Source organism: Komagataeibacter swingsii (assembly GCF_003207895.1).
Taxonomy (GTDB): Bacteria; Pseudomonadota; Alphaproteobacteria; order Acetobacterales; family Acetobacteraceae; genus Komagataeibacter; species Komagataeibacter swingsii.
Genome location: NZ_NKUB01000006.1, coordinates 46,359 through 70,540, shown reverse-complemented (window position 1 = coordinate 70,540; position 24,182 = coordinate 46,359). Strand labels below are relative to the sequence as shown.

23 protein-coding genes are annotated in these 24,182 nt (G+C 66.7%); 10 read left to right on the top strand and 13 right to left on the bottom strand.

Annotated elements, in window-relative coordinates:
* Positions 1 to 50 precede the first annotated feature (50 nt).
* The 8 genes from CFR76_RS06815 to CFR76_RS06780 form a co-directional block, all read right to left on the bottom strand.
* Positions 51 to 1,115: a WD40 repeat domain-containing protein gene (locus tag CFR76_RS06815; protein WP_110556452.1), complete on the bottom strand. Its 1,065-nt coding sequence runs from the start codon at positions 1,113 to 1,115 to the stop codon at positions 51 to 53.
* The gene (locus CFR76_RS06810) at positions 1,112 to 2,113 is read right to left on the bottom strand and encodes a CobW family GTP-binding protein (protein ID WP_110556513.1); all 1,002 of its coding nucleotides are present in this window, start codon (positions 2,111 to 2,113) and stop codon (positions 1,112 to 1,114) included. The genes CFR76_RS06815 and CFR76_RS06810 overlap by 4 nt, the downstream gene beginning before the upstream one ends.
* Positions 2,114 to 2,234: 121 nt before the next feature.
* Positions 2,235 to 3,332 carry a glycosyltransferase family 4 protein gene (locus tag CFR76_RS06805; protein WP_110556451.1) on the bottom strand — a complete coding sequence of 366 codons (1,098 nt, stop codon included), beginning with the start codon at positions 3,330 to 3,332 and terminating at the stop codon, positions 2,235 to 2,237.
* An 18-nt stretch (positions 3,333 to 3,350) separates the two neighbouring features.
* The gene (locus tag CFR76_RS06800; protein ID WP_110556450.1) at positions 3,351 to 4,019 is read right to left on the bottom strand and encodes a glutathione S-transferase family protein; all 669 of its coding nucleotides are present in this window, start codon (positions 4,017 to 4,019) and stop codon (positions 3,351 to 3,353) included.
* A complete protein-coding gene (mnmA, locus tag CFR76_RS06795) occupies positions 4,016 to 5,125 on the bottom strand; it encodes a tRNA 2-thiouridine(34) synthase MnmA (RefSeq protein WP_110556449.1) in 1,110 nt (369 codons plus the stop codon). The genes CFR76_RS06800 and mnmA overlap by 4 nt, the downstream gene beginning before the upstream one ends.
* 117 nt (positions 5,126 to 5,242) lie before the next feature.
* Positions 5,243 to 5,557, bottom strand: coding sequence for a ferredoxin family 2Fe-2S iron-sulfur cluster binding protein (locus CFR76_RS06790; protein WP_025437399.1), 315 nt, complete (start codon positions 5,555 to 5,557; stop codon positions 5,243 to 5,245).
* 34 nt (positions 5,558 to 5,591) lie between these two features.
* Complete coding sequence (locus CFR76_RS06785) at positions 5,592 to 6,779, bottom strand: cysteine desulfurase family protein (protein ID WP_110556448.1); 1,188 nt, start codon at positions 6,777 to 6,779, stop codon at positions 5,592 to 5,594.
* On the bottom strand, positions 6,776 to 7,912 hold the full coding sequence (locus tag CFR76_RS06780) for a cysteine desulfurase family protein (RefSeq protein ID WP_110556447.1): 1,137 nt from the start codon (positions 7,910 to 7,912) through the stop codon (positions 6,776 to 6,778). Before CFR76_RS06780 ends, CFR76_RS06785 begins: the two co-directional genes overlap by 4 nt.
* 576 nt (positions 7,913 to 8,488) lie before the next feature.
* Between CFR76_RS06780 and CFR76_RS06775 the strand changes: the two genes are divergently transcribed.
* From CFR76_RS06775 to CFR76_RS06765, 3 genes are all read left to right on the top strand, one after another.
* Complete coding sequence (locus CFR76_RS06775) at positions 8,489 to 9,154, top strand: alpha/beta hydrolase (RefSeq protein ID WP_010507247.1); 666 nt, start codon at positions 8,489 to 8,491, stop codon at positions 9,152 to 9,154.
* A gap of 118 nt (positions 9,155 to 9,272) precedes the next feature.
* Positions 9,273 to 10,520: a tyrosine--tRNA ligase gene (gene tyrS, locus CFR76_RS06770; protein ID WP_110556512.1), complete on the top strand. Its 1,248-nt coding sequence runs from the start codon at positions 9,273 to 9,275 to the stop codon at positions 10,518 to 10,520.
* Positions 10,521 to 10,531: 11 nt separating this feature from the next.
* Positions 10,532 to 11,053 (top strand): DUF4186 domain-containing protein, encoded by a 522-nt coding sequence (locus CFR76_RS06765; RefSeq protein WP_110556446.1) that lies wholly within the window; start codon positions 10,532 to 10,534, stop codon positions 11,051 to 11,053.
* Here CFR76_RS06765 and CFR76_RS06760 read toward each other — a convergent pair.
* Entirely contained in the window at positions 11,016 to 11,354 is a 339-nt protein-coding gene (locus CFR76_RS06760) for a Rieske (2Fe-2S) protein (protein ID WP_110556445.1), read from the bottom strand. The genes CFR76_RS06765 and CFR76_RS06760 overlap by 38 nt on opposite strands.
* 127 nt (positions 11,355 to 11,481) lie before the next feature.
* Between CFR76_RS06760 and CFR76_RS06755 the strand changes: the two genes are divergently transcribed.
* Both CFR76_RS06755 and CFR76_RS06750 read left to right on the top strand, forming a co-directional pair.
* Positions 11,482 to 12,729, top strand: coding sequence for an aminopeptidase (locus tag CFR76_RS06755; RefSeq protein ID WP_110556444.1), 1,248 nt, complete (start codon positions 11,482 to 11,484; stop codon positions 12,727 to 12,729).
* Positions 12,726 to 13,262, top strand: coding sequence for a hypothetical protein (locus tag CFR76_RS06750; RefSeq protein WP_110556443.1), 537 nt, complete (start codon positions 12,726 to 12,728; stop codon positions 13,260 to 13,262). The genes CFR76_RS06755 and CFR76_RS06750 overlap by 4 nt, the downstream gene beginning before the upstream one ends.
* Before the next feature lie 120 nt (positions 13,263 to 13,382).
* Here CFR76_RS06750 and CFR76_RS06745 read toward each other — a convergent pair whose 3' ends face one another.
* From CFR76_RS06745 to CFR76_RS06730, 4 genes are read right to left on the bottom strand one after another with little or no spacing between them, the layout of a single operon-like run.
* Positions 13,383 to 14,528: a glycosyltransferase family 4 protein gene (locus CFR76_RS06745; RefSeq protein WP_110556442.1), complete on the bottom strand. Its 1,146-nt coding sequence runs from the start codon at positions 14,526 to 14,528 to the stop codon at positions 13,383 to 13,385.
* Positions 14,525 to 16,198: a heparinase II/III family protein gene (locus CFR76_RS06740; RefSeq protein WP_110556441.1), complete on the bottom strand. Its 1,674-nt coding sequence runs from the start codon at positions 16,196 to 16,198 to the stop codon at positions 14,525 to 14,527. The genes CFR76_RS06745 and CFR76_RS06740 overlap by 4 nt, the downstream gene beginning before the upstream one ends.
* Positions 16,199 to 16,235: 37 nt before the next feature.
* A complete protein-coding gene (gene rpe, locus CFR76_RS06735) occupies positions 16,236 to 16,913 on the bottom strand; it encodes a ribulose-phosphate 3-epimerase (protein WP_110556440.1) in 678 nt (225 codons plus the stop codon).
* 57 nt (positions 16,914 to 16,970) lie between these two features.
* A complete protein-coding gene (locus CFR76_RS06730; RefSeq protein WP_110556439.1) occupies positions 16,971 to 18,305 on the bottom strand; it encodes an RsmB/NOP family class I SAM-dependent RNA methyltransferase in 1,335 nt (444 codons plus the stop codon).
* A gap of 70 nt (positions 18,306 to 18,375) precedes the next feature.
* On the opposite strand from CFR76_RS06730, the gene CFR76_RS06725 reads away from it, so the two are divergent.
* The 5 genes from CFR76_RS06725 (at position 18,376) to CFR76_RS06705 (ending at position 24,152) form a co-directional block, all read left to right on the top strand.
* Complete coding sequence (locus CFR76_RS06725; RefSeq protein ID WP_110556438.1) at positions 18,376 to 19,059, top strand: YggS family pyridoxal phosphate-dependent enzyme; 684 nt, start codon at positions 18,376 to 18,378, stop codon at positions 19,057 to 19,059.
* 126 nt (positions 19,060 to 19,185) lie between these two features.
* Positions 19,186 to 21,189 carry a potassium transporter Kup gene (locus CFR76_RS06720; RefSeq protein ID WP_110556437.1) on the top strand — a complete coding sequence of 668 codons (2,004 nt, stop codon included), beginning with the start codon at positions 19,186 to 19,188 and terminating at the stop codon, positions 21,187 to 21,189.
* Positions 21,190 to 21,342: 153 nt separating this feature from the next.
* Entirely contained in the window at positions 21,343 to 22,515 is a 1,173-nt protein-coding gene (gene hemW / locus CFR76_RS06715) for a radical SAM family heme chaperone HemW (RefSeq protein WP_110556436.1), read from the top strand.
* Between the two features lie 109 nt (positions 22,516 to 22,624).
* A complete protein-coding gene (locus CFR76_RS06710) occupies positions 22,625 to 23,692 on the top strand; it encodes a nucleoside hydrolase (protein WP_110556511.1) in 1,068 nt (355 codons plus the stop codon).
* 16 nt (positions 23,693 to 23,708) lie between these two features.
* Entirely contained in the window at positions 23,709 to 24,152 is a 444-nt protein-coding gene (locus CFR76_RS06705; RefSeq protein WP_110556435.1) for a DUF1489 family protein, read from the top strand.
* Positions 24,153 to 24,182 lie beyond the last annotated feature (30 nt).

Below are 24,182 nucleotides of genomic sequence, written 5' to 3'. Positions count from 1 at the left end.
GCCTTTTTGAAAAAAGGCGGCACCCAAAAACTTTTATGACTTAACCCGCTTTATTTAGCGCTCAGGTCAACCACGCAGGCGCGGCCATCTTCCGAACCGAAGGCAAGGCAGCAGCCATCGGGGCTGAATTCCAGCGCCGTCACCGCACCCGACCCGCCCACGCAGACCGGCAGGATACGCTGTGCCGATGTATCGGCCATCAGCACCGACCCATCGGCAAACCCGGCCGCCACGATATCATGGACGGGATGGCAGGCGACGCGCGTGCACATGACACCCGGCAGGCCACCGGCCTCCGCCGGGGGCTTGCCCATCGGCCCACCGCCAAAGAACGGCCACATCACGATCGTATCCGCCCCGCTGGTCACCAGCCACTTGCCGTTGCGGGTAAAGGCCATGGACTGCACCTTGGACGGATAGCCGCTCATGCGCATGTTATGCCCGTCCGACAGCCGCCAGCCATGCAGTTCCGATTCCTGCATGGAAGTCACCAGCGCCTCGCCCGCCGGGTGGATGGCGATGCCGATGTGGCTGCCCTTCCATTCCAGCGGGCGCACGGTATCCACCCTGGCCTGCACGAACCACATCGACGCGCCATTATAGTGCGATGCCGCGATGCGCTTGCCCTTGGCGTCGAACACGATGCCGCTGACGGTGGAGGGATGCTCCAGCACCTTCAGGGTCGTGTGCCCGTCGGCGTCGCGCAGCTCGACCTGCTTGCCCGATGCAAAGGCGATCACGCCGCCCTTGCCGTTGCTCCATGTCGTGATGTGCTCGATCCAGCGGCGGCCTTTTGCAAGGTCGCTGACGCCGCCATCGGCCGCCACACGACGCAGGGCGTTATCGTCGCCGCCGGTCAGGAAGCCGGTGGGCGCGGCATCGGGCGCAAGGGCAAGGATCGCGCCGTCATGCACGGTCATGGCGTTCCATGCATCAGACTGGCCCCAGTCGGCCCGGTCCGCCACCATGATGTCGCCCTCACCCGTGGCGAAGGCGACCTGCTGGCTGTCGCGCGAGATGGCGCAGCCGGTGATCTGGCCTTCCATCTGGCGCATGGCCCCGCGCCGTTCCAGCAGTCCGGTGGCGGGCATGGTATCGTTCACGGTATCGCTCATTTCGCACGGCAGCTTTCAAAACCGCGGCGAAGCTGCGGACGGTTGAGGTTACGGCCAATGAAGACCAGGCGCGAGACACGCGGCTCGCCTGCCTTCCACGGGCCGATGAAACCGCCATCAGCCATCATGTGCACGGCCTGGAAGGCGAAGCGCTGGTCCTCGCCGGCATAGTTCAGGATGCCCTTGGCGCGCAGGATGTCGGCCCCCTGTTCCTGCAGCACCGCGCCGATCCAGGCCTGGAACTTGGCGGCGTCCAGCGGTTCCTCCACCTCATAGGACAGGGAGGTCACGTCCGCCTCGTGGGAGTGGCTGGTGTCCTCAAGGAAATGCGGCGCGTGTTCCAGCGCGCGCTGCAGGTCGAACCCGCCCTGGTCCAGCACATCGGACAGCGGCACGTCGCCGCGCTGCGCGCGGTGGAGGCGGGCGACGGCGTTGATGGCGCGGATGCGCGATTCGATGGTGGCCAGCGCCACTTCATCCACAAGGTCGGTCTTGTTGAGGATGATGACATCGGCAAACGCGATCTGGTTCACCGCCTCCGGGCTTTCATCCAGCGTCTGGATGACGTTGTAGGCGTCAACCACCGTGACCACGGCGTCCAGCCGGGTCTTGCCGCGTACGTCTTCATCCACAAAGAAGGTCTGGGCGACGGGGGCGGGATCGGCCAGGCCCGTGGTCTCGACAATGATGCCGTCAAACTTCGCCCGGCGCTTCATGAGGTTGCCAAGGATGCGGATCAGGTCGCCGCGCACGGTGCAGCAGATGCAGCCGTTGTTCATCTCGAACACTTCCTCATCGGCATCCACCACGAGGTCGTTGTCCACGCCGAGTTCACCGAACTCGTTCACCACCACGGCGTATTTGCGGCCGTGCTGCGCCGTCAGGATATGGTTGAGCAGCGTCGTCTTGCCCGCGCCCAGGAATCCCGTCAGCACCGTAACCGGCACAAGGGTGTTCTGGGCGGCGGCGTCGGGCGACGCCTGAACGGTATCGGACATGTGGCCTCCGGTCCTTGTCAAATTGCCTGCATCATGCGTGGCGTAAGCCTTGTGTGCCCAGATATAGGGCCATGGGGCGGCGTGTCCCATACCCGGCAGCGCAGAAAAACGGAAAAGAGGGTCAGGCCCCGCCCCGGCGCAGGGCTGCATCGCGCATCGCCGCCCGGCAGGCGCGGGCGTGTTCGATGCCAAAACGCGCGGCCTGCGCCCGGCCACGCGCGGCAAGGTCCTCACGCGCGGGCAGGTCATCCATCAAACCGGCCATGGCGTGGGCCAGCCCCGTCGCGGGGTCGGGCGCGCACAGCAGGCCGCCATTGCCCACCACTTCGGGCAGCCCGCCCACAGGTGACGCGATCAGCGCCGCACCGGCGGCCATGGCTTCCAGCGCCGTCATGCCGAAGGGTTCGGGCCAGCGGCTGGGCACGACCACGATGGCGGCCTGCGCCATGGCCGCCAGCACCTCCGCATGCGGCCTGTATCCGGCCATGTCCACGCCCGCCGCCGTGGCCTTGGGCCGCAGGTCGGATACGAACGGTGTCACTGGTGCATCGGTGCGGAAGCGATCGGCGCCAATCATGCGGAAATCCCAGTCGGGACGGGTCGGCGCAAGCCGCGCGCAGGCCGCGACAAACAGGTCCGCCCCCTTGTCCGCCACCACGCGCCCGGCAAACAGCACCCGGCGCGCACGCTGCGCCATGGGCGGCGCCATTGCTGGCAACGCCACGCCGTTGGGAGACAGCCCGACCTGCCGCGCGCAGGAATCCGGCAGGCCATCAAGGAAGCGTTGCCGCACCCAGCCCGAGACGCAGGCCACGTCCATCAACCGCAGCAGGTCACGGCGCTGGCCAGGCGTTTCCGCCCCGCGCATGCCCTGCGGGTCGTTATGCAGCACCAGCAGCACGCGCTGGCCGGGACGGTGACGGGCAACATAATCGGCGGTATCGGGGCGGTTATGGACTTCCACCACGGCGGCGCCCGTCCCGGCCACCGCGCGCGCGATGGCTGCGGCATAACGCAGGCTGCGCCGCCCCGGTGGCCACAGGCCGGGCTGCACGGCACGGTATTCATGGTCCGGCAGCAGGGATGGCCCGTCCAGCGGCGGCCCTACGATCACATCCTGCCGCCCCGCGAGAGCGGCCACCTGCAACCCGATCGCCCCCACGGCGCGGGGGGAAAATCCCTCACGCGCGGGCAGCACCACCGCCACGCGCCATGGCATGCTCACGGGCGACTTCCCTCAGGCTATGTCCTCAAAACGGGCCTGCTGCCATTCCTTTGGTTCCTGCAGGGCCTTCTGGTACCAATCATCCACCAGCGGATGGGCGCGCACGGCGGTCATGTAGGCCCGCGATTCCGGCGACGGGCTGATGCCATAGGACAGGAAGCGCGAGACGATGGGCGCGAACATGGCGTCCGCCATGCCGAACGTCGCGCCGAACAGGAAGGGACCGTCCTTGCCAAAATCCAGCCGGGCCTCGGTCCAGATGGCGTCGATCCGGGCGATGTCCGCATCAATATCCGGCGTGGTGCCTGCCGCCAGCGGGCGGTTGTCGCGCCCGATATTCATCGGCATGGCCTGCCGCACGGCGCGGAAGCCTGCATGCATTTCGGCCGAGATGCTGCGGGCATAGGCACGCTGGCGCACATCGCCGGGCCACAGGCCGGGGGCCTGTTCGGCGCAGTATTCACAGATCGCGATGCTTTCCCACACCGCAACGCCGTCATGTTCCAGATAGGGCACCTTGCCATTGGGCGAAATGGTGCGGATGGCCGGGGTTTCCCCGTTATCGGCCAGCGGGATCATCTGTTCGCGCACATCCAGCCCGGCCAGGCGCACCGCCAGCCACCCGCGCAGCGACCATGACGAATACCGCCGCGTGCCAATGACCAGAATCCCATCACTCATGACGCCGCCTTCCCTTCGCTTCCGGCCTGTACAGCTTCCGCCCGGCGGATGAAACCACCGCCCAGCACCCGTGTGCCATCATACATCACGCAGGCCTGCCCTGGCGCGGGCACGGCACCGTCATCCAGTTCCACCCGCGCGCCATTGCCATCCGCCTGCCATACCGTGGCGGGCCGGGCGGCCTCACGCGCGCGGATCTGCACCGCGCAACGCAGGCCATCAGGCCCCGGCGGGGGGATAAGCCAGTTCATGTCGCGCAGCATCAGCGTGCGGGCCACGGCGTGGGCGCGCGGGCCGATCACCACGCGCCGACTGGCGGGTTCGATTCCCACCACCATCTGGCGCGCGCCATCGCGCATGGCGGCGTTGCCCAGCCGCTTGCTCTGCCCCACGGTGTAGCGGGTGACACCTTCATGCCGGCCCACCACATGGCCGGACTGGTCCACGATTTCGCCGGCCCCCGTCACATCGGGGCGCAGCTTTTCCACCAGACCCGCGTACGAGCCATCGGTCACGAAACAGAGGTCCTGGCTGTCAGGCTTGGCTGCCACCGCCAGGCCAAAGCGTTCGGCTTCCGCCCGGACGGCGGCCTTGTCGGGCATGTCGCCCAGCGGGAAGCGCAGGAAATCAAGCTGGTCGCGGGTCGTGGCGAACAGGAACCATGACTGGTCACGCCCGGCGTCAACGGGGCGGTGCATTTCCACCCCATCCGGCCCGTCCACGCGGCGGACGTAATGGCCGGTGGCCATGGCGTCCACCCCAAGGTCACGCGCCATGCCCAGAAGGTCGGTAAACTTCACGCCCTGGTTGCACGCAACGCACGGCACCGGCGTCTCGCCCGCCGCATAGGCATCGGCGAACGTGCCGATCACGCTGTCATGGAAGCGGCGTTCGGCATCAATGACGTAATGGGGGATGCCCAGCCGGTCGGCCACGCGACGGGCGTCATGAATGTCACGCCCCGCGCAGCATGCGCCCTTTTTCGTGCTTTCGCGTGAATCATAAAGCTGGAGGGTCGCGCCGATCACCTCGTGCCCCTCGTCCACCAGGCGGGCGGCGACGACGGAACTGTCCACCCCGCCGGACATGGCCACAAGAATGCGCATGGCTTGGTTCCACTTCCCTATGACAGGCAATGCCCGCAGGACTATCCGCCCCCGGGCATCGCACGTCAAACATCATGTTGCGCGTCCCATGACGCGCGGTGTGTGACAGGCCGCCGGTCAGGACGTGCGCGGCAGGCGCACCACAAGGCCGTCAAGCGCCTCGGTCATCACGATCTGGCAGCCCAGGCGCGATGTCTTTTCCAGACCGAAGGCCAGGTCGAGCATGTCTTCCTCATCCTCGGTCGGTGGCGTCAGCTTGGGCGCCCATTCGGGGTCCACCACCACATGGCAGGTGGCGCAGGCCAGCGAGCCTTCGCATGCGCCCTCAAGGTCGATCCCGTTCTTGTGGGCGATTTCCAGAACCGACAGACCCAGCGGGGCCGCGACCTCGCGGCGGGTGCCGTCACGCTCGATGAATGTTATATGCGCCATCTTTGTCATCCTGCCTGTTACCATTCGCCCGTTATCATGGCGAAGAACTGCCCTCCGCGCGGCAGCGTGCCACAGCCTGGCACAGGATCGCCGCCGCGCGATCCACATCGGCGGCTGAGGTATAGCGTCCGACGGCCAGACGCAAGCCTCCGGCGGCCTGATCCCCGTCCAGCCCCATGGCCGTCAGCACGTAGGATGGCGTCACCTCGGCCGAGGAACAGGCCGATCCGGTGGACAGGCACAGCCGTGGCGCGGCCGCCATCAGGTCCAGCGCGCGCACGCCGTCAAAGCGCAGGTTGAGGTTGCCCGCCAGCCGCCCCCCTTCCGCCATGGCGCCATGGACATGCACGCCATCGCATCCCGCCCTTAACGCCGCCAGCAGCCGGTCCCGCAGCGCCGCGACCCGCGCGCGCTCGGCCCGCCCTTCGGCGCGCGCGATGCGGCATGCCGCCCCGAATCCGATCACCAGTGGCGCGGGCAGCGTGCCCGAGCGCAGGCCGCGTTCCTGCCCGCCGCCGGAAAACAGCGGGGTCAGCCGCACGCGCGGCCTGCGGCGCACGAACAGCGCCCCCACCCCCTTCGGCCCGTACAGCTTGTGCCCGGACACGGATGCAAGGTCGAGATCCCACGCCCGCACGTCCACATCCACCTTGCCCACCGCCTGCGCCAGGTCGCTGTGCAGCAGCGCGCCCGCTTTACGGACAATCGGCGCAAGGGCCGCGATGTCCTGCACCACCCCGGTTTCGTTATTGGCGGCCATGATGCTGACCAGCAGGGTCGGCACGGACAGTGCCTCGGCCAGAACGGCAGGGTCCAGCGTGCCATCGGGCCGGACCGGCAGGATCACCGGCTCGCAGCCTTCGCGCGCAAGGTCACGCACCGATTCCAGCACGCATTTATGCTCGGTCGCAATCGTGATGACACGCCTGCGCGCGTCCCCGCGCCCCAGCAGGTGGCGCACCGCGCCCTTGATGGCGATGTTGTTGGCCTCCGTCGCGCCGGATGTCAGCACGATTTCGCGCGCCTCCGCCCCCAGTATCGCGGCCACTTCGGCACGGGCCTGCTCCACCGCGTCATGGGCTGCACGCCCCGCCGCGTGGTCAAGGCTGTGGGGATTGGCGAAGCTTTCGGTAAACCATGGCATCATCTCCGCCACCACGCGCGGATCGCACGGCGTGGTGGCCTGATAGTCAAGGTAGATCAGGTCGGAAAGCGCGTTCATGCCGCCCCCGCCTGCAATGCGGGCAACCGCCCGGCCATGGCGGTATAGGCCGCAATGAAGCCATCCACCTGCGCCTGCGTCACCGACCATGGCAGGGACACGCGGATGGCGCAGCCCGCGTCATCCCCGAACCCCATGGCGTCCAGCACGTGCGAGCGCGTGACCTTGCCCGATGAACATGCCGACCCGGCCGAGACGCAGTATCCCGCCATGTCCAGCGCGATCAATTGCGTCTGCGCCCGCCGCCCGGGCAGCACGAGGCTGGTCGTATTCGCCAGACGCGGGGCCGTGCCACCGCACACCCGCGCGCCGGCGGCCACCGCCGCCGCCTCGATCCGGTCACGCCATGCGCCAAGCCTGTCGGCCTGCTGCGCCATGCCTGCCACCGCCACCGTGGCGGCCGCGGCCATGCCCGCGATGGCTGGCAGCGCCGGGGTTCCGCCGCGCCGTCCCTGTTCCTGCCCGCCCCCGGCCAGAAGCGGGGTGATGGCATGGAAGCGCGCGCCCGCCAGCAGCAATGCGCCCGCCCCCTTCGGGCCGCCGAATTTATGGCCCGAGATCGCAACGCTGTCCGCGCCCAGTTCCCCTATGGTGAAGGGAATGCGGCCCGCCGCCTGCACCGCGTCCACATGCACCAGCGCGCCATGGGCATGGCACAGCGCCACGATGTCCCGCACAGGGTTGATGACGCCGGTTTCGTTATTGGCCAGCATGACACAGACCAGCGCGGGCGTGCCCCCACCGGCCGCCAGCATGCGTTCCAGCGCCCCATGGTCCAGCACGCCATCGGGGCGGACAGGCACCACCTGCCCCTGTGCCGCACCACGCACGGCATCGTGTTCGGTAGCCCCCGCCAGCACGCGCCGGCCCCGTGCCTGCCCGGTAATGGCCAGCACGTTCGCCTCCGTCCCGCCCGATGTCAGGACACAGTTTTCAGCCGACACGCCAAACAGGGTGGCCAGATCCTCCCGCGCGGTTTCCAGCACGGCGCGCGCGGCGCGTCCCGCGCGGTGGACGGATGACGGATTGCCCACCACGCCAGCCGCCGAAACCATGGCCGCCAGCGCCTCGGCCCGGAGCGGTTCGGACGCGTTGGCGTCAAGGTAGGTAAAACTGTCGCGTCGGGTGTTCATGCTGTCCAGCCATATGGTTACGCCACGTCGTTTTGCGAGGTGGATTACGATTTATCTGGCATTTTGTGAATCCACACCGCTATAAGGCAGCGCAACATAATATTTATTGCAACGTGTTATGGTGGGTGTCCGCACCTTTTCCATACCGCTGCCTCAATGTCGCCCGCCCGTCATCCGGGCCATGGCAAGGAGAGCGAACCGACACGACACATCCGGCCCGAGACGGAAAAAACCTTTCCCCCGCCGGATGGATTACGACGCATTACCATATCTGCCCCCCGCGCAGGGCACGCCTGCCAAAGACGCACTTTATGTCCGGTAGGCAACAGGCCCATTATCTGGCGGGTTGGTATACTTTCGGCCTGGCTGACCAGACCGGATCAATTCTGTCTTTCGTGCCGCCACCACCGGTTGAATACACGGCGTATTCCTGCTTCCGGCATGGATGACACCGAAGGACAGCATTTTTCTCTGCCTGCCGACCTGACGGGGCATCGCCGGTCGGGCAGGCTGTAACAGCAACCTTTCCCGCTGCAATGCCTGGAATGCGCGGGGAAATGCAAATGCGGGATACCTATGCCTGAGGTCATGTTTGCCGGCCCTGATGGCCGCCTGGAAGGTCGATACCATCATTCAAGCGCGCCCAACGCGCCGCTTGCGCTGGTGCTTCATCCCCATCCGCTGCATGGCGGGACCATGAACAACCGCATCACCTATGCGATGTACCGCGCGTTCGAGAAAATGGGTTTCTCGGTCATGCGCTACAATTCGCGCGGGGTTGGCCGCTCGCAGGGGCGCTATGACGGGGGCATTGGCGAAATTTCGGATGCTGCCGCAGCCCTTGACTGGATGCAGATGGTCAACCCGAACGCCAGCGGCCTGTGGATCGCGGGGTATTCGTTCGGTGCGTTCGTGGGCATGCAGCTGCTCATGCGCCGCCCGGAAATCACCGGCTGGATCAGTGTCGCGCCGCCCGCCAACCACTATGATTTCGGCTTCCTTGCGCCGTGCCCGTGCGGCGGCCTTATGATCGCGGGGGAAAACGACGAACTCGTGCCCGAACCCGCCGTGCGCAAGCTGGTGGACAAGCTGAACACCCAGAAGGGCGTGACCGTGGACTACCGCATATTCAAGGGCGCCGACCACGTCTTCGCCAACCATGCCGACCAGGTGGCCGAGGCGCTGGAAGACCACGTCAGCACGGTCATGAACCGCAAGGCGCTGGCGCTGGCCGCCGACTGACGCCCATACCCCCCCCCGCCCGGGCCGGGCTGTTCCATGATGGGCCGTGAACATGCTAGAGGCTGGTCCGCGCCGGGGCGGCCCGGCCAGCGATGCCTATCACAGCGCGGAACAGATCATGCCCAAGAGTGAATTCCTCCGGGAAGCCGAAGCACGCGGCTTCATTTTCCAGTGCACCGACATGGACGCGCTTGATGCGGCCATGCTGGCCGGTCCGGTGGGGGGCTATATCGGGTTCGACCCCACGGCGGACAGCCTGCACGTGGGCAGCCTGATCCAGATCATGATGCTGCGCCTGATGCACCGCCATGGCCACCGCCCGGTGGCGCTGGTGGGCGGCGGCACGGCGAAGATCGGTGATCCGTCCTTCCGCGAGGAAGCGCGCAAGCTCATGACGGTGGACACCATCGCCACCAACATGCGCGGGGTGGAAGCCTGCCTGCGGCAGTTCCTGCCGCTGGGCACGGGACCAAACGACCCGTTGCTGGCCAACAATGCCGACTGGCTGGACCGGCTGTCCTATATCGACCTGCTGCGTGATGTGGGCATCCATTTTTCCGTCAACCGCATGCTGTCCTTCGACTCGGTCCGCTCGCGGCTGGAGCGTGAGCAGGGCCTGACGTTCCTGGAGTTCAATTACTCCATCCTCCAGTCCTACGATTTCCGTGAACTCAACAGCCGTCATGGCGTGACCCTTCAGATGGGGGGATCGGACCAGTGGGGCAACATCGTATCGGGCATCGACCTGGTGCGCCGGATGAATGGCGCGCAGGTATTCGGCCTGACAACGCCGCTGCTGACCACAAGTTCCGGCGCAAAGATGGGCAAGACGGCGCAGGGCGCGGTCTGGCTGTCGGCTGCACGCCTGCCGGTATTCGACTACTGGCAGTTCTGGCGCAATGTGGAGGATGCGGATGTCGGTCGCTTCCTCAAGCTGTTCACGGACCTGCCGATCGCGGAATGCGACCGTCTGGCCGCCCTTGGCGGTGCTGAAATCAACGAAGCGAAAAAAGTCCTCGCCACCGAGGCCACGGCCCTGTGCCACGGCCGCGCCGCAGCGCAGGAAGCGGCCGAGGCCGCGCGCCGCACGTTTGAGGAAGGGGCCGTGACCGCAAGCGCCCTGCCCACCATCCACCTGCCCGCAGCCCTGCTGAGCGAGGGCGTACCCGCTTTCCGCCTGTTTGTGGAAGCCGGTTTTGCCGCCAGCAACGGCGAGGCCCGTCGCCTGATCCGTGGCGGTGGGGCGCGGGTGAATGACGTGGTGGTCAGGGATGAAGCGCAGGTCGTGTCCGACAGTGACCTGATCGACGGCTCGCTCAAGCTGTCATCGGGCCGCAAGCGCCATATCCTGGTCCAGCCGGCCTGAAGGCCACGGCCATGACACGCAGGCGGGCAGGCCGGGACAGCACGCAGGCACGACAGCCCGACCTGTTCGCGGCCGCCGCGCCACCGTCCCCCGCCCCGCCGCAAAGTCCCCGCCCGGCCACGCCAGACCTGCAATCCCTGCCCGCCGCGCCACGGGAACTGTGGGACCGGCTGGCCTATTCGCGCTTTCGCGCGCGTTTCCACCTTGGGGCGAAGGAACGCGATTACCTGGCGACGCGGGGCCTGCCGGAAGTCATGGCGCACGCGGCGGACTTCATCGCCACCCGACTCGCGCCCGCCCATCCGGACAGGGACGGCCGCCAGACCCCGTGGCGGGGGCACCCGGTCTTCATTGCCCAGCATGCCACCGGCACCTGCTGCCGGGGCTGTGTCGCCAAATGGCACGCCATGCCCGCGGGCCAGCCACTGGATACGCAGCAGCAGGCCTATATCCTGTCGGTCATACAGGAATGGATCAGCCGCGATGCGGCGACCCCTACGCCACGATCCGCGCCCAGACCTGATCCCCGCTGACCCAGCATTCGTATGATCGCGGCATCGGTCCCGCCGCCTCCATCCGGCCACCGGGGGCCTGTGCGCGCCCATCGGGGCCAAAGGTCCACATATGCAGCGGGCAGACAATGCGGCCATACAGCACGTAACCGGCGGAAAGCCGGGCATTGCCGTGGGGGCAGCGGTCATCCAGCACGGCGGGGCGGTCGTCCTCCACCATCCACACCACCAGCGCGCGGCCATCGCACAGGACGCGCTGCGGCGCCGCGCGCGCGGCGGATAACGCACATAATGGGCGGGAACCCGGTAACGCCTGTTTCATTGAACCCATGCCTTCCCCCTGCCGCGGCAGTTACCATCTTACGTGAATGGGGTGTGTCGTCTATCGTGCCTGCGCCCTGTCGCATGCAGGCGGCGCACCGGCCAACATTAACAGGATATGATGACGCATGGTTCTTTCCCCCCAGCATGAACATCTTCTGGACCGCCTGGCTGAAGTCGCCGTCCGGGTTGGCGTCAATATCGCGCATGGGCAGCAGCTTCTGATCACGGCACCGCTGGATGCCGTGCCGCTGGTCCGCCGCATAACCGAACATGCCTACAGGGCCGGGGCATCGCTGGTGACGCCGTTCTATGCCGATGACGTGGCGACCCTTGCCCGCTTCCACCACGCCGCCGATGATACGCTGGACACCGCCGCCGACTGGCTGCACGACGGCATGGCCAATGCCTACCGCAAGGGGGCGGCACGCATGGCGATCACCGGGGCCAACCCCGTGCTGCTGGCCAATGAAAACGCCGAGCGCGTCTCCCGCGTGGGCCGTGCCGCGTCGCGCGCGGGGCGTCCGGCCATGGAACTGATCACCCGTTTCGCCATCAACTGGAACATCGTGGCCTTCGCCACGCCCGCATGGGCGCAGCAGGTCTTTCCCGACCTGTCGGTGGATGCGGCGGTCAGCCGGTTGTGGGATGCGATTTTCCAGGCGTCCCGCGTTACGGTGGATGACCCGGTGGCCGAATGGAAAGCCCATAACGCCCACCTGCACAAGCGCGCGGCATGGCTGAACGACCGGCGTTTCGCGGCCCTGCATTTCAGCGGGCCGGACACGGACCTGACCGTGGGGCTGGCCGATGGCCATGCATGGGCCGGGGGCGCGGAACCCGCGGGCAACGGCATCATATGCAATCCCAACATCCCGACCGAGGAAGTGTTCACCACCCCCCACGCCCGCAGGGTCAGCGGGACGGTGCGCGCGACCAAGCCGCTGTTCCACCAGGGCACGCTGATTGACGATATCGCCGTACGGTTCGAGGACGGCCGCATTGTCGAAGCCCATGCCCGCACCGGGCAGGATGTGCTTGAACGCATACTGGATACCGATGACGGCGCGCGCAGGCTGGGCGAAGTGGCGCTGGTGCCCGCGTCATCCCCCATTTCCGAAAGCGGCATCCTGTTCCGCAACACGCTGTTTGATGAAAATGCGGCCAGCCACATCGCCCTTGGCCAGTCCTATGCCAAGTGCATGCTGGATACCGACAACCTGACCGAAGCCCACCTGGCGCAGCAGGGGGCCAATACCAGCTTTATCCATATTGACTGGATGATCGGGTCCAGCAAGATCGATGTGGACGCCATCAACCATGACGGCACCCGCGAACCCCTGATGAGACAGGGCGAATGGAGCAACCAGCCATGATACCTTCCTTCGTGCGCAAGGCGCTTTTGGCCACCACATGCGCCCTTGCGCTGGCCCCCCTTTCCGCCGCCATGGCCCAGCAGCCCACGCAGCAGATGACGCAGCAGGCCCCCAGCCCCGCGCAGCAGGCGGCGATCCAGCACGATATGGAAACCGTGGCGCGGTACAGGCTGCCCAAGGATTTCTTCACCCGCATGACGCCGGTAATGGAACAGATCCGCAATTCGCGCATCTCGCCCCCCGAAACACCGAACATGTCGCTTGAAGACACCATCAAGCGCACGGAAGCCATGCCGCAGCTTGAGCCGATCCTGAAGCAGGCGCACATGACGGCGCGTGATTTCGTCATGGGCATCACCACCTTTGGCATGACCGCCGCCGTGATGCAGCACCCCGCGCAGGACAGCAAGTCAATGCCGCCGCTGAACCCGGACAATGTCAGCCTGCTCAAGTCCCATACGGCACAGACGCAGGCGCTGATCCAGATCATGGGCGGCGGCGACGGCCAGCAGCAGCAGGCCCCGGGACCTTAAGGGGATATTTCAGGCCAGTCTCTTGATAAAAAACAATAAAAGTTTCGGGACGCCGCCTTTTCCCAAAAAGGCGGCATTCTTCGAGGCTTTTTGAAAAAAGCTTCACCAAAAACTTCTTCCTTATTGGCTGCGCGTTCCGTGGGCGGCCCGACGCCCCGCCGCCAGCAGGGCCACGGTGCGCGCCATGGTTTCGGCCTGCGTGTAACAGGCCAGCGCGCGTATCCGTCCCGCGTCCCCCATGCGCTGGCGTAACGCGCCATCATGCACCAGAAGGTCCAGCGCGGCGGCAAGCCGCGCGACATCGCCCGGTGGCACCAGCAGGCCGGTCTCACCCGCCACCACCTGCTCGCACGGGCCGGAAATGTCGCTTGCCACCACCGGCAGGCCACACAGCATGGCTTCGATCACGCTCATCGGCAGGCCCTCGAAATGGCTGGGCAGGACAAAGATATCCGCCGCCGCCATGATCGGCGCCACATCCGCGCGATATCCGAACATGACCATGCGCGCGCCAAGGGCCGCCCGTGCCGCGGCGAAACACGCGCCAAGGTCCACGCCACGGTCGCTGGGCAGGCGTTCGCCCACAATCCACAACACCGCGTTATCGGGCAAGGCGAGCATGGCCGCCAGCAGCTCGGGATAGCCCTTGCCGCGCACCAGGCGGGAGACGGCAAGGATGACGACCTGCCCCGCCCCCACGCCCATTTGCGCACGCAGGGCCGCGCGCTGTCCGGGCATGGGGTGAAAAACGGCCGGATCGCGCCCGTTGCCAATGGCCGTGGCGCAGGGGTGGATATGCAGCCTGCGGGCATCGCGGGCTTCCTGTTCCGACACGGTCAGGTAAATATCGGTCACCTTCCCCGCCAGCCATTCCAGCACAAGGGCCATGGCGCGCCGCACACGCGACCCCGGCTGGTTGAACAGGAAACCATGGCAGGTATAGGCAATGCAGGGCACGCCACACCACCATGCCGCAAAACGCGCCAGCAGGCCGCTTATGGGCATGTGGGCATGGACCATATCGGGCCTTTCCGCCCGGATCAGGCCCACCAGCCCCCGCCATGCCCGCCATTGCGCAAGGGGGGACAGGGTGCGCGACATGGGCACGGCCTCGACACGCAGGCCACATGCCCGGACATCCGCCAGCAAGGGGCCATCGGCACAGACCCCGACCACATCATGCCCCTGGTCGCGCAGGGCCTGCATGAGGGGGAACAGGAACTGGCGTAACGAGAAATCAACATTCGTGATTTCAAGGATCTTCATGCCAGCAACAGCAGCTTTTCACGCCTGAGCGCCCAGCGCACCACCTGCCGCACCTTGCCCGGCGGCCCATCGGCCTGCGTGATCCGGGTATCGTCGCCATCCCCATCCGCGTCCTGCCGGCGGGAAGCGGGATCAACGCGCACGACCAGTTGCAGGGTCGGCTGCGGGACCTGGCCGCCGGAATAGACGCTGTCCTCGATGGCGACATCACCGCCCGCCGCACGGAAACGCCAGTGCTGCTCGCCTGCCTCCAGCAGGATGGAGCCATCCTGCGCATCGACCGCCATGACCGAGGGATGCAGGTGCAGGCGCAGGACAAAGGCCACCTCACGCTCGCCTTCCAGCATTTCCTCCCCGCGCAGGACCTCGCCATCGCCACCCAGATACAGCCGGCGGTAATACGTAATCCCAGCCGAGGGATGGTAGCCGTCATGCGACAGGTTCAGCCAGTGCGCGCCCTCGGCCACGGCGTGGTCCACGCCCACATGGGCCGGCCTGCGCCGCACCGTGCCATCCGGCCCGAATTCGGACGACGACATGTCCTCCACCACCACGACGGAATGGGCGGCGGTCTGGCGCAGGGCCTCTTTCCACGCGGGCAGCACGCCGCCGCCGCAATTGACGACCAGGCGCTGGCGCGCGCAGGAAAATTCGAATGAAAGCGTACCCGCATGCGCGTTACGGTCATATTCGGGGGGGGCCGGAATTCCCACATCCACCAGCAGCAGCGACCGCATGGCCTGCATGCGCATGAAACCGCCATCAGGCATGGAATGGGCCACGACACGGGTGCGCGTGGCCTGCGACAGCACCATCTCGATCAATGTTGCGCTGCGTTCATGGCTGCCATTGAACAGGGCAAGCCCGCCATCGCCATGCCGCATGGCGCGCAGCACGGGACTCATCTTGTCCAGCGCAATGGCGACCGAATGCGGCAGCGCATGCTGCACCGCCTGCATCATGGCCCGCATTTCCGCCAGTTCCCGCACGGCGCGCAACTGCACTTCGGGGCTGCGTTCGACATGCCAGCCATCGGCCAGGACCTGGCTTTCCACCTCGTTATCGATATAGCGGCGGTAGCGGGCCAGGAAGCCGGTATATTCCGGCATGGCCACGGCCACCGCCAGCAGCCCCTTCAGCGCGGTCAGGGACTGCCAGCCGTGCCGTTCAGGCGGCATGAGGGCGGCAATGGTGCGCCCTTCGACCAGGATGCGGGCCATGAGGCGCTGGCGGAAGGAATCGCTGGCCGACGCGGCAAAGAAATCATAATGCCCCAGCCATGCCGCGACCCGCGCGCCAATCACGCCGCATTCCAGCGCCAGCGGGTCCTGCGCGGGATGGTGCAGCCAGTCGTCAACCAGCGCGCGCGCCTTCAGCCGCGCGGCATCGGTACCCACCGCGCGCAGGTCGCGCAACCAGCGGAAGCTGAGCAGCCCTTCGCGGAAAGCGGGTTCAAAATCAGGTGAATTCCACAGCCCCGGCCCGACGGGATGGGTATAGCCCGCCCATGTCAGGCTGCCACGGGCAAGCTGCGCACCCGCCGCCGGGTCGCCCGGCCACAGGTCACGCACGTTATGGGCGGGGGCGACGGGCAGGTGCCTGCCACCCCCCAGCAGGGGCATCCGCGCAAAGGAAAGGCGCGCCCCCCGCGCCAGACGCTTCAGCGGCATGGGGCCTTATCCCTCCGATCCATCAGGGACCATACCCTCACGCCGGGTTATGCGTCCCGGTCCGTAGGCTCTTTATGGCGGCGGCGTAATCATCCTGCCCGTACACGGCCGTGCCGGCGACCAGCATGTCCGCCCCCGCGGCAACCGCCAGCGGCGCGGTCCGTGGCGTGATGCCGCCATCAACGCCAATGCGGATGTCGCGTCCCGTCGCATCCGCCATGCGGCGCAGGGTTTCGATCTTGCGCAACTGGCTGGTCAGGAATTCCTGGCCGCCAAACCCGGGATTGACCGTCATGACCAGGATCATGTCCACCAGGTCCAGCACCTCACCCACCGCTTCGGGCGGGGTGGCGGGGCAGATGGCGATGCCGGGCTTCACCCCATGGTCACGCACATGCTGGAGCGAGCGGTGGGTATGGGGACCGGCTTCCACATGCAGGTGGATATGGTCGGCCCCGGCCTTTGCGAAGGCTTCGATATACGGATCGACGGGTGCGATCATCAGGTGCACGTCAAACGGCAGCTTCGATTTCGGGCGAAGCGCCTTGATCAGTTGCGGCCCCATGGACAGGTTGGGCACGAAATGCCCGTCCATGACATCCAGATGCAGCCAGTCCGCGCCAGCCCGTTCGACAGCGGCGACTTCCTCCGCCATGCGGGAAAAATCGGCCGACAGGACGCTGGGGGCAATGAGGGGTGTTTCGAGAGCAGCCATGCCTGTTTTTTAACAGCAATCAATGACTAACGCGAATCTTTCCTCATCCCCGCCATGTCAGGCGCGACGGAAACGCGCGGCGAAGAAGCCGTCCATCCCGCCGCGATCGGCCAGCATGCCGGGATGGGTGCGCAGCCAGCCCTCCGGCGTGCGGGCCTGCGGCAGGAAGGCCAGTTCATCCGGCGTAAAGGGATCGGGCACCAGCCCCATCGCGGCCGCGGCCAGGGCGCGCTGCTCGCCTTCCTCGGGTTGCAGCGAACAGACGGCATAGACCACGCGCCCGCCCGGTCGCAGCATGTCGCGGCTGGCGGCCAGCAGCCGGTCCTGCCCCTCGGTCATGGTGGCGATGTCGCGCGGGCGCTTGATCCACATGGCGTCGGGGTGGCGGCGGATGGTGCCGGTGGCCGAGCACGGCGCGTCCAGCAGGATCGCATCCAGCGGGGCGTCGGGCCGCCACTGCGCCGCGTCTTCATGGATCACCTGCACGCCCGACAGCCCGAGGCGGGCCAGATTGGCGCGCAGGCGTTCAATGCGGCGGCCTTCGCGCTCGATGGCGAACACCTCCGCCCCCGCAAAGGCCAGCTGCGCGGTCTTGCCACCCGGCGCCGCGCACAGGTCGGCCACGCGCTCGCCCGCTTTCACATCCAGCAGCCGCGCGGGCAGGCTGGCCGCCATGTCCTGCACCCAGAACGCCCCTTCGGCAAAACCGGGCAGGTCCACGACCTTTGCCGATCCCGCGGCAAAGCGCACGCTGCCGCCCGGCATCACCTCGCCGCCCGGCGGGGCTTCGGCGCCGGGGCGGATGGTCAGGTCCAGCGGCGGCTCATGGCCCAGCGCGCGGGCGATGGGGCGCGCAAGCCTGCCCCATGACTGCCACAGCCACGGCGGCACATCCAGCCGCGCCTGGTCCAGCCCGTCCAGCGCCTGCGCGCCACCTGCGGCCACGCGCCGCAGCACGGCGTTGACCAGCCCCGCGAACGGCACCAGCCCCCGCCTGCGCGCAAGGGCGACGGAGGTGGCCACGGCGGCATGCGCCGGCGTATCAAGGAACAGGAGCTGCGCCACGCCCACCAGCAGCACCACGCGCACGGGTTCGGGCGGCTCGCGCTTGAGGAAGGGCGACAGCACCTCGTTCGCGGTGCCCATGTGCCGCAGCACGGTGGCGGCCAGCCGGTGGCCGGCCGCACGGTCACGCGGTTCCGCCGTGCGGGCGGCGGCCGAATGGTCCAGCGACGTGTCCAGCATGCGGCGATGGACGATCACCCCTTCGACAATATCAAACGCGATGTCGCGCGTGGGATCAGGGGCGGCCTTGCCACCACGCCGGTCGGGGCGGTCCTTGTCGGGCCTGCGACCAGTGGGGCGGGATGATGGGGACGGGGAAGGCTTCATGTAATCCTGACCTGAAAGCTGCGGCACGCGGGGGCTTGACCGGGGAGGTATTCAGGCCAAGCCTAGAGCCATGTCAACATCCACATCCATAGCGGATGCCCTGACGGGCATCCACGCCCGCATCGCCACCAGTGCGCGGGCGGCGGGCCGCGACCCTTCCACCATCGAACTCGTGGCCGTTTCCAAGTTCCATCCACAGGCCAGCGTCATCGCGGCGCTGGAGGCGGGACAGCGGATATTCGGTGAAAACCGCGTGCAGGAAGCCGCCGCGAAATTCCCCGGCCTGCGCGAACGCTGGCCCGGCCTGCGGCTGCACATCATCGGCGGACTGCAGACCAACAAGGCGCTGGATGCCGTCAGGATCGCGGACATGATCGAAAGCCTCGACCGCCCCTCCCTGTCGGACGCCATCGCACGCGCGGGCGAGAAGGCGGGCCGCCTGCCCGACCTGCTGGTGCAGGTGAACACCGGCGATGAGACCCAGAAATCGGGCGTGAGGCTGGAAGAAGCCGATGCCTTCATCACCAGCAGCACGACGCGCTTTGGCAAAAGCGTGCGTGGCCTCATGTGCATCCCGCCGCATGACCAGGACCCGACGCCGCATTTCCGGCTGCTGGCGGACATGGCGGCGCGGCACGGGCTGCCGGTGGTGTCCATGGGCATGTCGGCCGATTTCGAACGCGCGATCGCCTGCGGGGCCACCCTGGTGCGGGTGGGCAGCGCGATTTTTGGCGCCCGTCCGGCCCATGCCTGAACGCGCCTGAATGGCACCCGAGCGGAGACGGCCCTTGCTGCGCATGGGACGAGACGGTAATGCGGAACTATCCGGTCGCGATGTGATGCCGGTTTTCTGTCTTCATTGCCGCGGAGCCGTCACGACATGACGCAACCCACGGGGCCATCTGCCCCCGGATCCCCGACGACGCCGGATGGCGCAGGTCATCACGCAACTGCCGTGGACAACAGGGCCACGACCGCGCCCAAGATTACCGAATACGGCGCGGACCAGCACGAACACGCGGCCAACCCCGTGGGCTTCGCCGCCCTGCTGGGCGTGCTGGGCGTGGTGTTTGGCGATATCGGCACAAGCCCGATCTACGCCCTGCGCTCGACCATCATGGTCGTATCGCAGCATCACCGTATCGAACCGTGGGAAGTGCTGGGCGTCCTGAGCCTGATCATCTGGTCGCTGCTGCTGATCGTGACGGTGAAATACGTCATCCTGATCATGCGCGCCGACCATAATGGGGAGGGCGGGATCATCTCGCTCATGTCCCTTGCCCAGCGTGTCGCACCCAGCAACCGGCTGCGCATCGCACTGGGCATGGTGGGCATTGGCGGGGCCTGCCTGTTCTTTGGCGATGGCATGATCACCCCCGCCATTTCCGTGCTTTCGGCGGTGGAAGGGCTGGAGGTCAGCTTTCCCGCGGCCCGTGACCTTGTCATTCCCATAGCCCTGATGGTGCTGGTCGGGCTGTTTTCGGTCCAGTGCTACGGCACGGGCAAGGTGGGCACCGTGTTCGGGCCGATCATGCTGGTATGGTTCAGCCTGCTGGGCATACTGGGCGGGCTTCAGATCCTGCATCACCCCGCCGTCCTGCTGGCCATATCGCCAACCTATGCCGTGCAGTTCATTGTCTATCACGGCTGGCTGTCGTTCATCGCGCTGGGTTCGGTCGTGCTGTCGGTCACGGGGGCGGAGGCGCTTTATGCCGACATGGGGCATTTCGGCCGCCAGCCCATCCGGTATGCGTGGCTGTTCTGCGTGCTGCCCTGCCTTGCGCTGAATTACCTGGGCCAAGGCGCGCTGATCATCGCCGACCCCAAGGCGCTGGCCAACCCGTTCTTCCTGCTTGGCCCCCACTGGCTGCAGGTGCCGATGATCATCCTGTCCACCATGGCGACCGTCATCGCCAGCCAGGCGGGCATCTCCGGCGGGTTCTCGCTGTGCCGCCAGATCATCCAGCTGGGCTACCTGCCGCGCATGCGCGTCACCCACACCAATGCGGAGGAGGAAGGCCAGATCTACCTGCCGGAATTCAACCGCTTCCTGATGGTGGGCGCGCTGCTGCTGGTGCTGGCCTTCCGCAGTTCGGATGCGCTGGCTTCGGCCTATGGCATCGCGGTGACGGGCACGTTCATGTGTACCTGCGTGCTGGCGATGGTGGTGTTCCGCAGGCTGTACCACTGGTCACGCGCCGCCTCGATCGCGACATTCGGCGGCTTCTTCCTGCTGGACACGACGTTCTTTGCCTCCAACGCGCTCAAGATCCCGCAGGGGGGCTGGGTGCCGGTGCTGCTGGGCATCGTGCTGACGCTTATGATGACGACGTGGAAAAAGGGCCGCCAGCTGATCATGAACCGGCAGAAGCAGGACAGCATGCCGATGAACTCGTTCCTGGCCCGCCTGCCGCAGTCGCGCATCATCCGCGTGCCGGGCACGGCGGTGTACATGACCGGGAACCCGGATTTCGTGCCGGCCTGCCTGCTGCACAACCTCAAGCACAACAAGGTGCTGCATGACCACGTGCTGTTCGTGACCGTGCAGACGCTGGACCAGCCCGAAGCCGACCACGGCCACCGCGTGGCGCTGCAGGAACTGGCCCCCGACATCTACCGCATCATCCTGCGCTACGGTTTCATGGAAATGCCCAACCTGCCCCGCGCGCTGGAGGACCTGAAGGCCAGCGGGCTGGATTTCGATGCGTTGCAGGCATCCTATTTCACCAGCCGCGAACTGCTTGTGCGCTCGTCGGTGCCCAAGCTGTCGCGGTGGCGGATGTCGCTGTTCCTGTTCATGGCGCGCAACGCGACGCCGGCGACCGAGTTCTTCCGCATCCCGCCCGACCGCGTGGTGGAGCTGGGCGTGCGGCTGGCGATCTGACGTTCCTGAACAGGATAAAAGTTTTTGGATGCCGCCTTTTTCCCAAAAAGGCGGCATTCCTTTTGAAGCTTCCTGAAAAAAGCTTCACCAGAAACTTCTGATGGTTTGCAAGGAGTTGCCTTGGCAGGGTTTTCACCCAATCCCGCATCCAGCATGGCCGAACCGCTGGCGCTGTATGTGCACTGGCCGTTCTGCCTGTCCAAATGCCCGTACTGCGATTTCAACAGCCATGTGCGCGATGAAATCCCCCGTGCGCGCTTTGGCGCGGCCTTGCGGCGCGAACTGGCGCATGAGGCAGCCCGCATGGGCGACGACCGGGCCGAGCGCCCGACCATCGGCTCCATCTTCTTTGGCGGCGGCACGCCGTCGCTCATGGCGCCAGAGACAGTGGCCGGGCTGATTGGCGATACCCGCGCCCTGTTCGGCCTGACGGATGATGTCGAGATCACGCTGGAAGCCAACCCCACCAGCGTGGAAACCGGCAGGCTGCGCGCCTTCCGTGATGCCGGCGTCAATCGCATTTCCGTGGGTATCCAGAGCCTTGACGCCGCGGCCCTGCGCTTTCTGGGGCGTGAGCATGACGCGCCGCAGGCCATTGCGGCGCTGGAGACGGCGCGCAGCCTGTTTGACCGCATCTCGTTCGACCTGATCTACGCCCGCCCGGGGCAGGACGAAGCGGCGTGGCGCGCGGAGCTGGAGGCGGCGCTGTCGCTGGTGTCGGACCACCTGTCGCTGTACCAGCTGACCATCGAGCCGGGCACGAAATTCGAAAGCCTGTATCGCCAGGGCCGCTTCCGCCTGCCCGATGGGGATGACGCGGCCCGGCTGTATGAACTGACCGCCGAGGTCGCATCCCGCCACGGGCTGCGCGGGTATGAAATATCCAACTACGCCCGCCCCGGTGCCGAAAGCCGCCATAACCTGACCTACTGGCGGTATGGCGATTATCTGGGCATCGGCCCGGGGGCGCATGGGCGGCTGACCCGCAATGGCGTGACCTGCGCCACGCGCCGCCACCGCGCGCCCGAACCGTGGGCGGAACGGGTGGAACGCACCGGCACCGGCGCGCATGCGGAAGAACGGCTGGACAACCGCGACCGGGCGCGTGAAATGCTGCTGATGGGGCTGCGGCTGGCGGACGGGATTTCCACCACGCGCTTCGCCCGCCGCTCCGGCATGACGGTGCAGGATGCGACCGATGCCGACATCATGACGGCCGCGATCGCGGAAGGCTATCTGGTCCTTGATCCCGCCCACCACACCCTGCGGGCCACCGCCGCAGGCAGGCTGCGGCTGGAAAGCCTGCTGGCCGCGCTGGTGCTTTAGGAATTTTGGCAATACGATGGCTGCCCGCTTCCCGAAAGCCAATGGAGTACGCCGCGTGTTTTCATCCGCCCTTTCGCTGACCGCGCGGCTTGCCGCATGCGCCACGGCAATGGTGCTGGTCACCACCACCGCCTTCGCCGCCCCGGCCCCCGCAACAGCCGGGCCGGAACTGGTGATCGAGGATAATGACTTCCTTGGGCCGGGCGGGTCGGACCAGCTTTCCATCATTCCGCTGCTGGCCAACCCACATGTGCGCGTGCTGGGCTTTACGGTCGTGACCGGGGACGGGTGGGAAAACGCGGAATCGGCGCATCTGCGCCGCCTGCTGGAAATCATGGGCCGCACCGACGTGCCCGTTGTTGATGGCGCGGTCTATCCGCTGGTCAACACGCGCGCCGAAATGAAGCTGCATGAACAGCAGTATGGCGCCATTCCATGGAAAGGCGCGTGGGGCGCAATCGGCTCGATCGACAGGGCACCCGATACCCAGCCCGCCATCCCGGCCATGAAGGAAGGCGCGCCCCATATGGCCGCCGCGGCGCAGGGTGCGGCGCAGTTCCTGATCGAGCAGGTGCATGCCCACCCGCATGAGGTCACGATTGTCGCGGCGGGACCGCTGACCAACCTTGCGCTGGCGATCCGCCAGGACCCGACCTTTGCCGCAACGGCCAGGCAGCTTGTGTTCATGGGCGGCATGCTGGACACCAGCATGATGTCGATTACCGGCAATGCGGACTTCGCCTCCGATTTCAACATGATCTTTGATCCCGAGGCCGCCCACATCACCCTGACCGCGCCGTGGAACAGGATTACCGTGGTGGGCAGCGTGTCGAACGACCTCATGCTGTCGAAACAGTACCTGGCGCGGCTGACGGCCCGAAAGACCCCGCTGACCGACTATATCGGGAAATATTATGATCCCCTGCCCATGTGGGATGAAATGACGACCGCCATCGCAGCCGACCCATCGCTGGTGACATCGGCCGTGGACGCCCGCATGGATATCGACACCAGCCGTGGCCCGCATTACGGCCATGCCTATGTCGTGCCCGATTCGCTTGCCCCGCATGACAGCCCGCTGCGCACCATGCATATCGTGCGCAGCATTGACGCCGACCGCTTCCGCGATACTTTCGCACGGCAGGCGCAGGCCGACCTGCCGCTTCAGGGCCACTGAGGGAGGCACGCGCCGCATGCTGCACATGGTCAAACTGGCGGTTGGCATCGGTTCCATCGAGGACCTGGCCGCGCGCCAGTCCCTCCAGACCCCGCCGGTCGATGACCTGGACGGCACCAGCGCCGCCGGCATGCCATGGTTCCGCACGCGCATGTATCCCCGCCGGGCCGCGGAAATACTCGATGGGGGGTCGATCTACCGCGTGATCGCGGGCCGCATCCTGTGCCGCCAGCGCATTACCGCCATCCAGCCCGACACGCGGGAGGATGGCACGCCCTGCGCGCTGGTGGTCATGGCGCCCGAAATCATCCCCGTCCAGCCCCGCGCCATGCGCCCGTTCCAGGGCTGGCGCTACCTGCGGCCCGAAGACGCGCCGGCCGACCTGCTGGCCAGCAGCCATACGGGCGACGTGCTGCCCGAAGCCCTACGCAACGAACTGGCGGAACTGTGCCTGATCTGAACATGTCCCCGACCCTTCCCTCCATCCGGG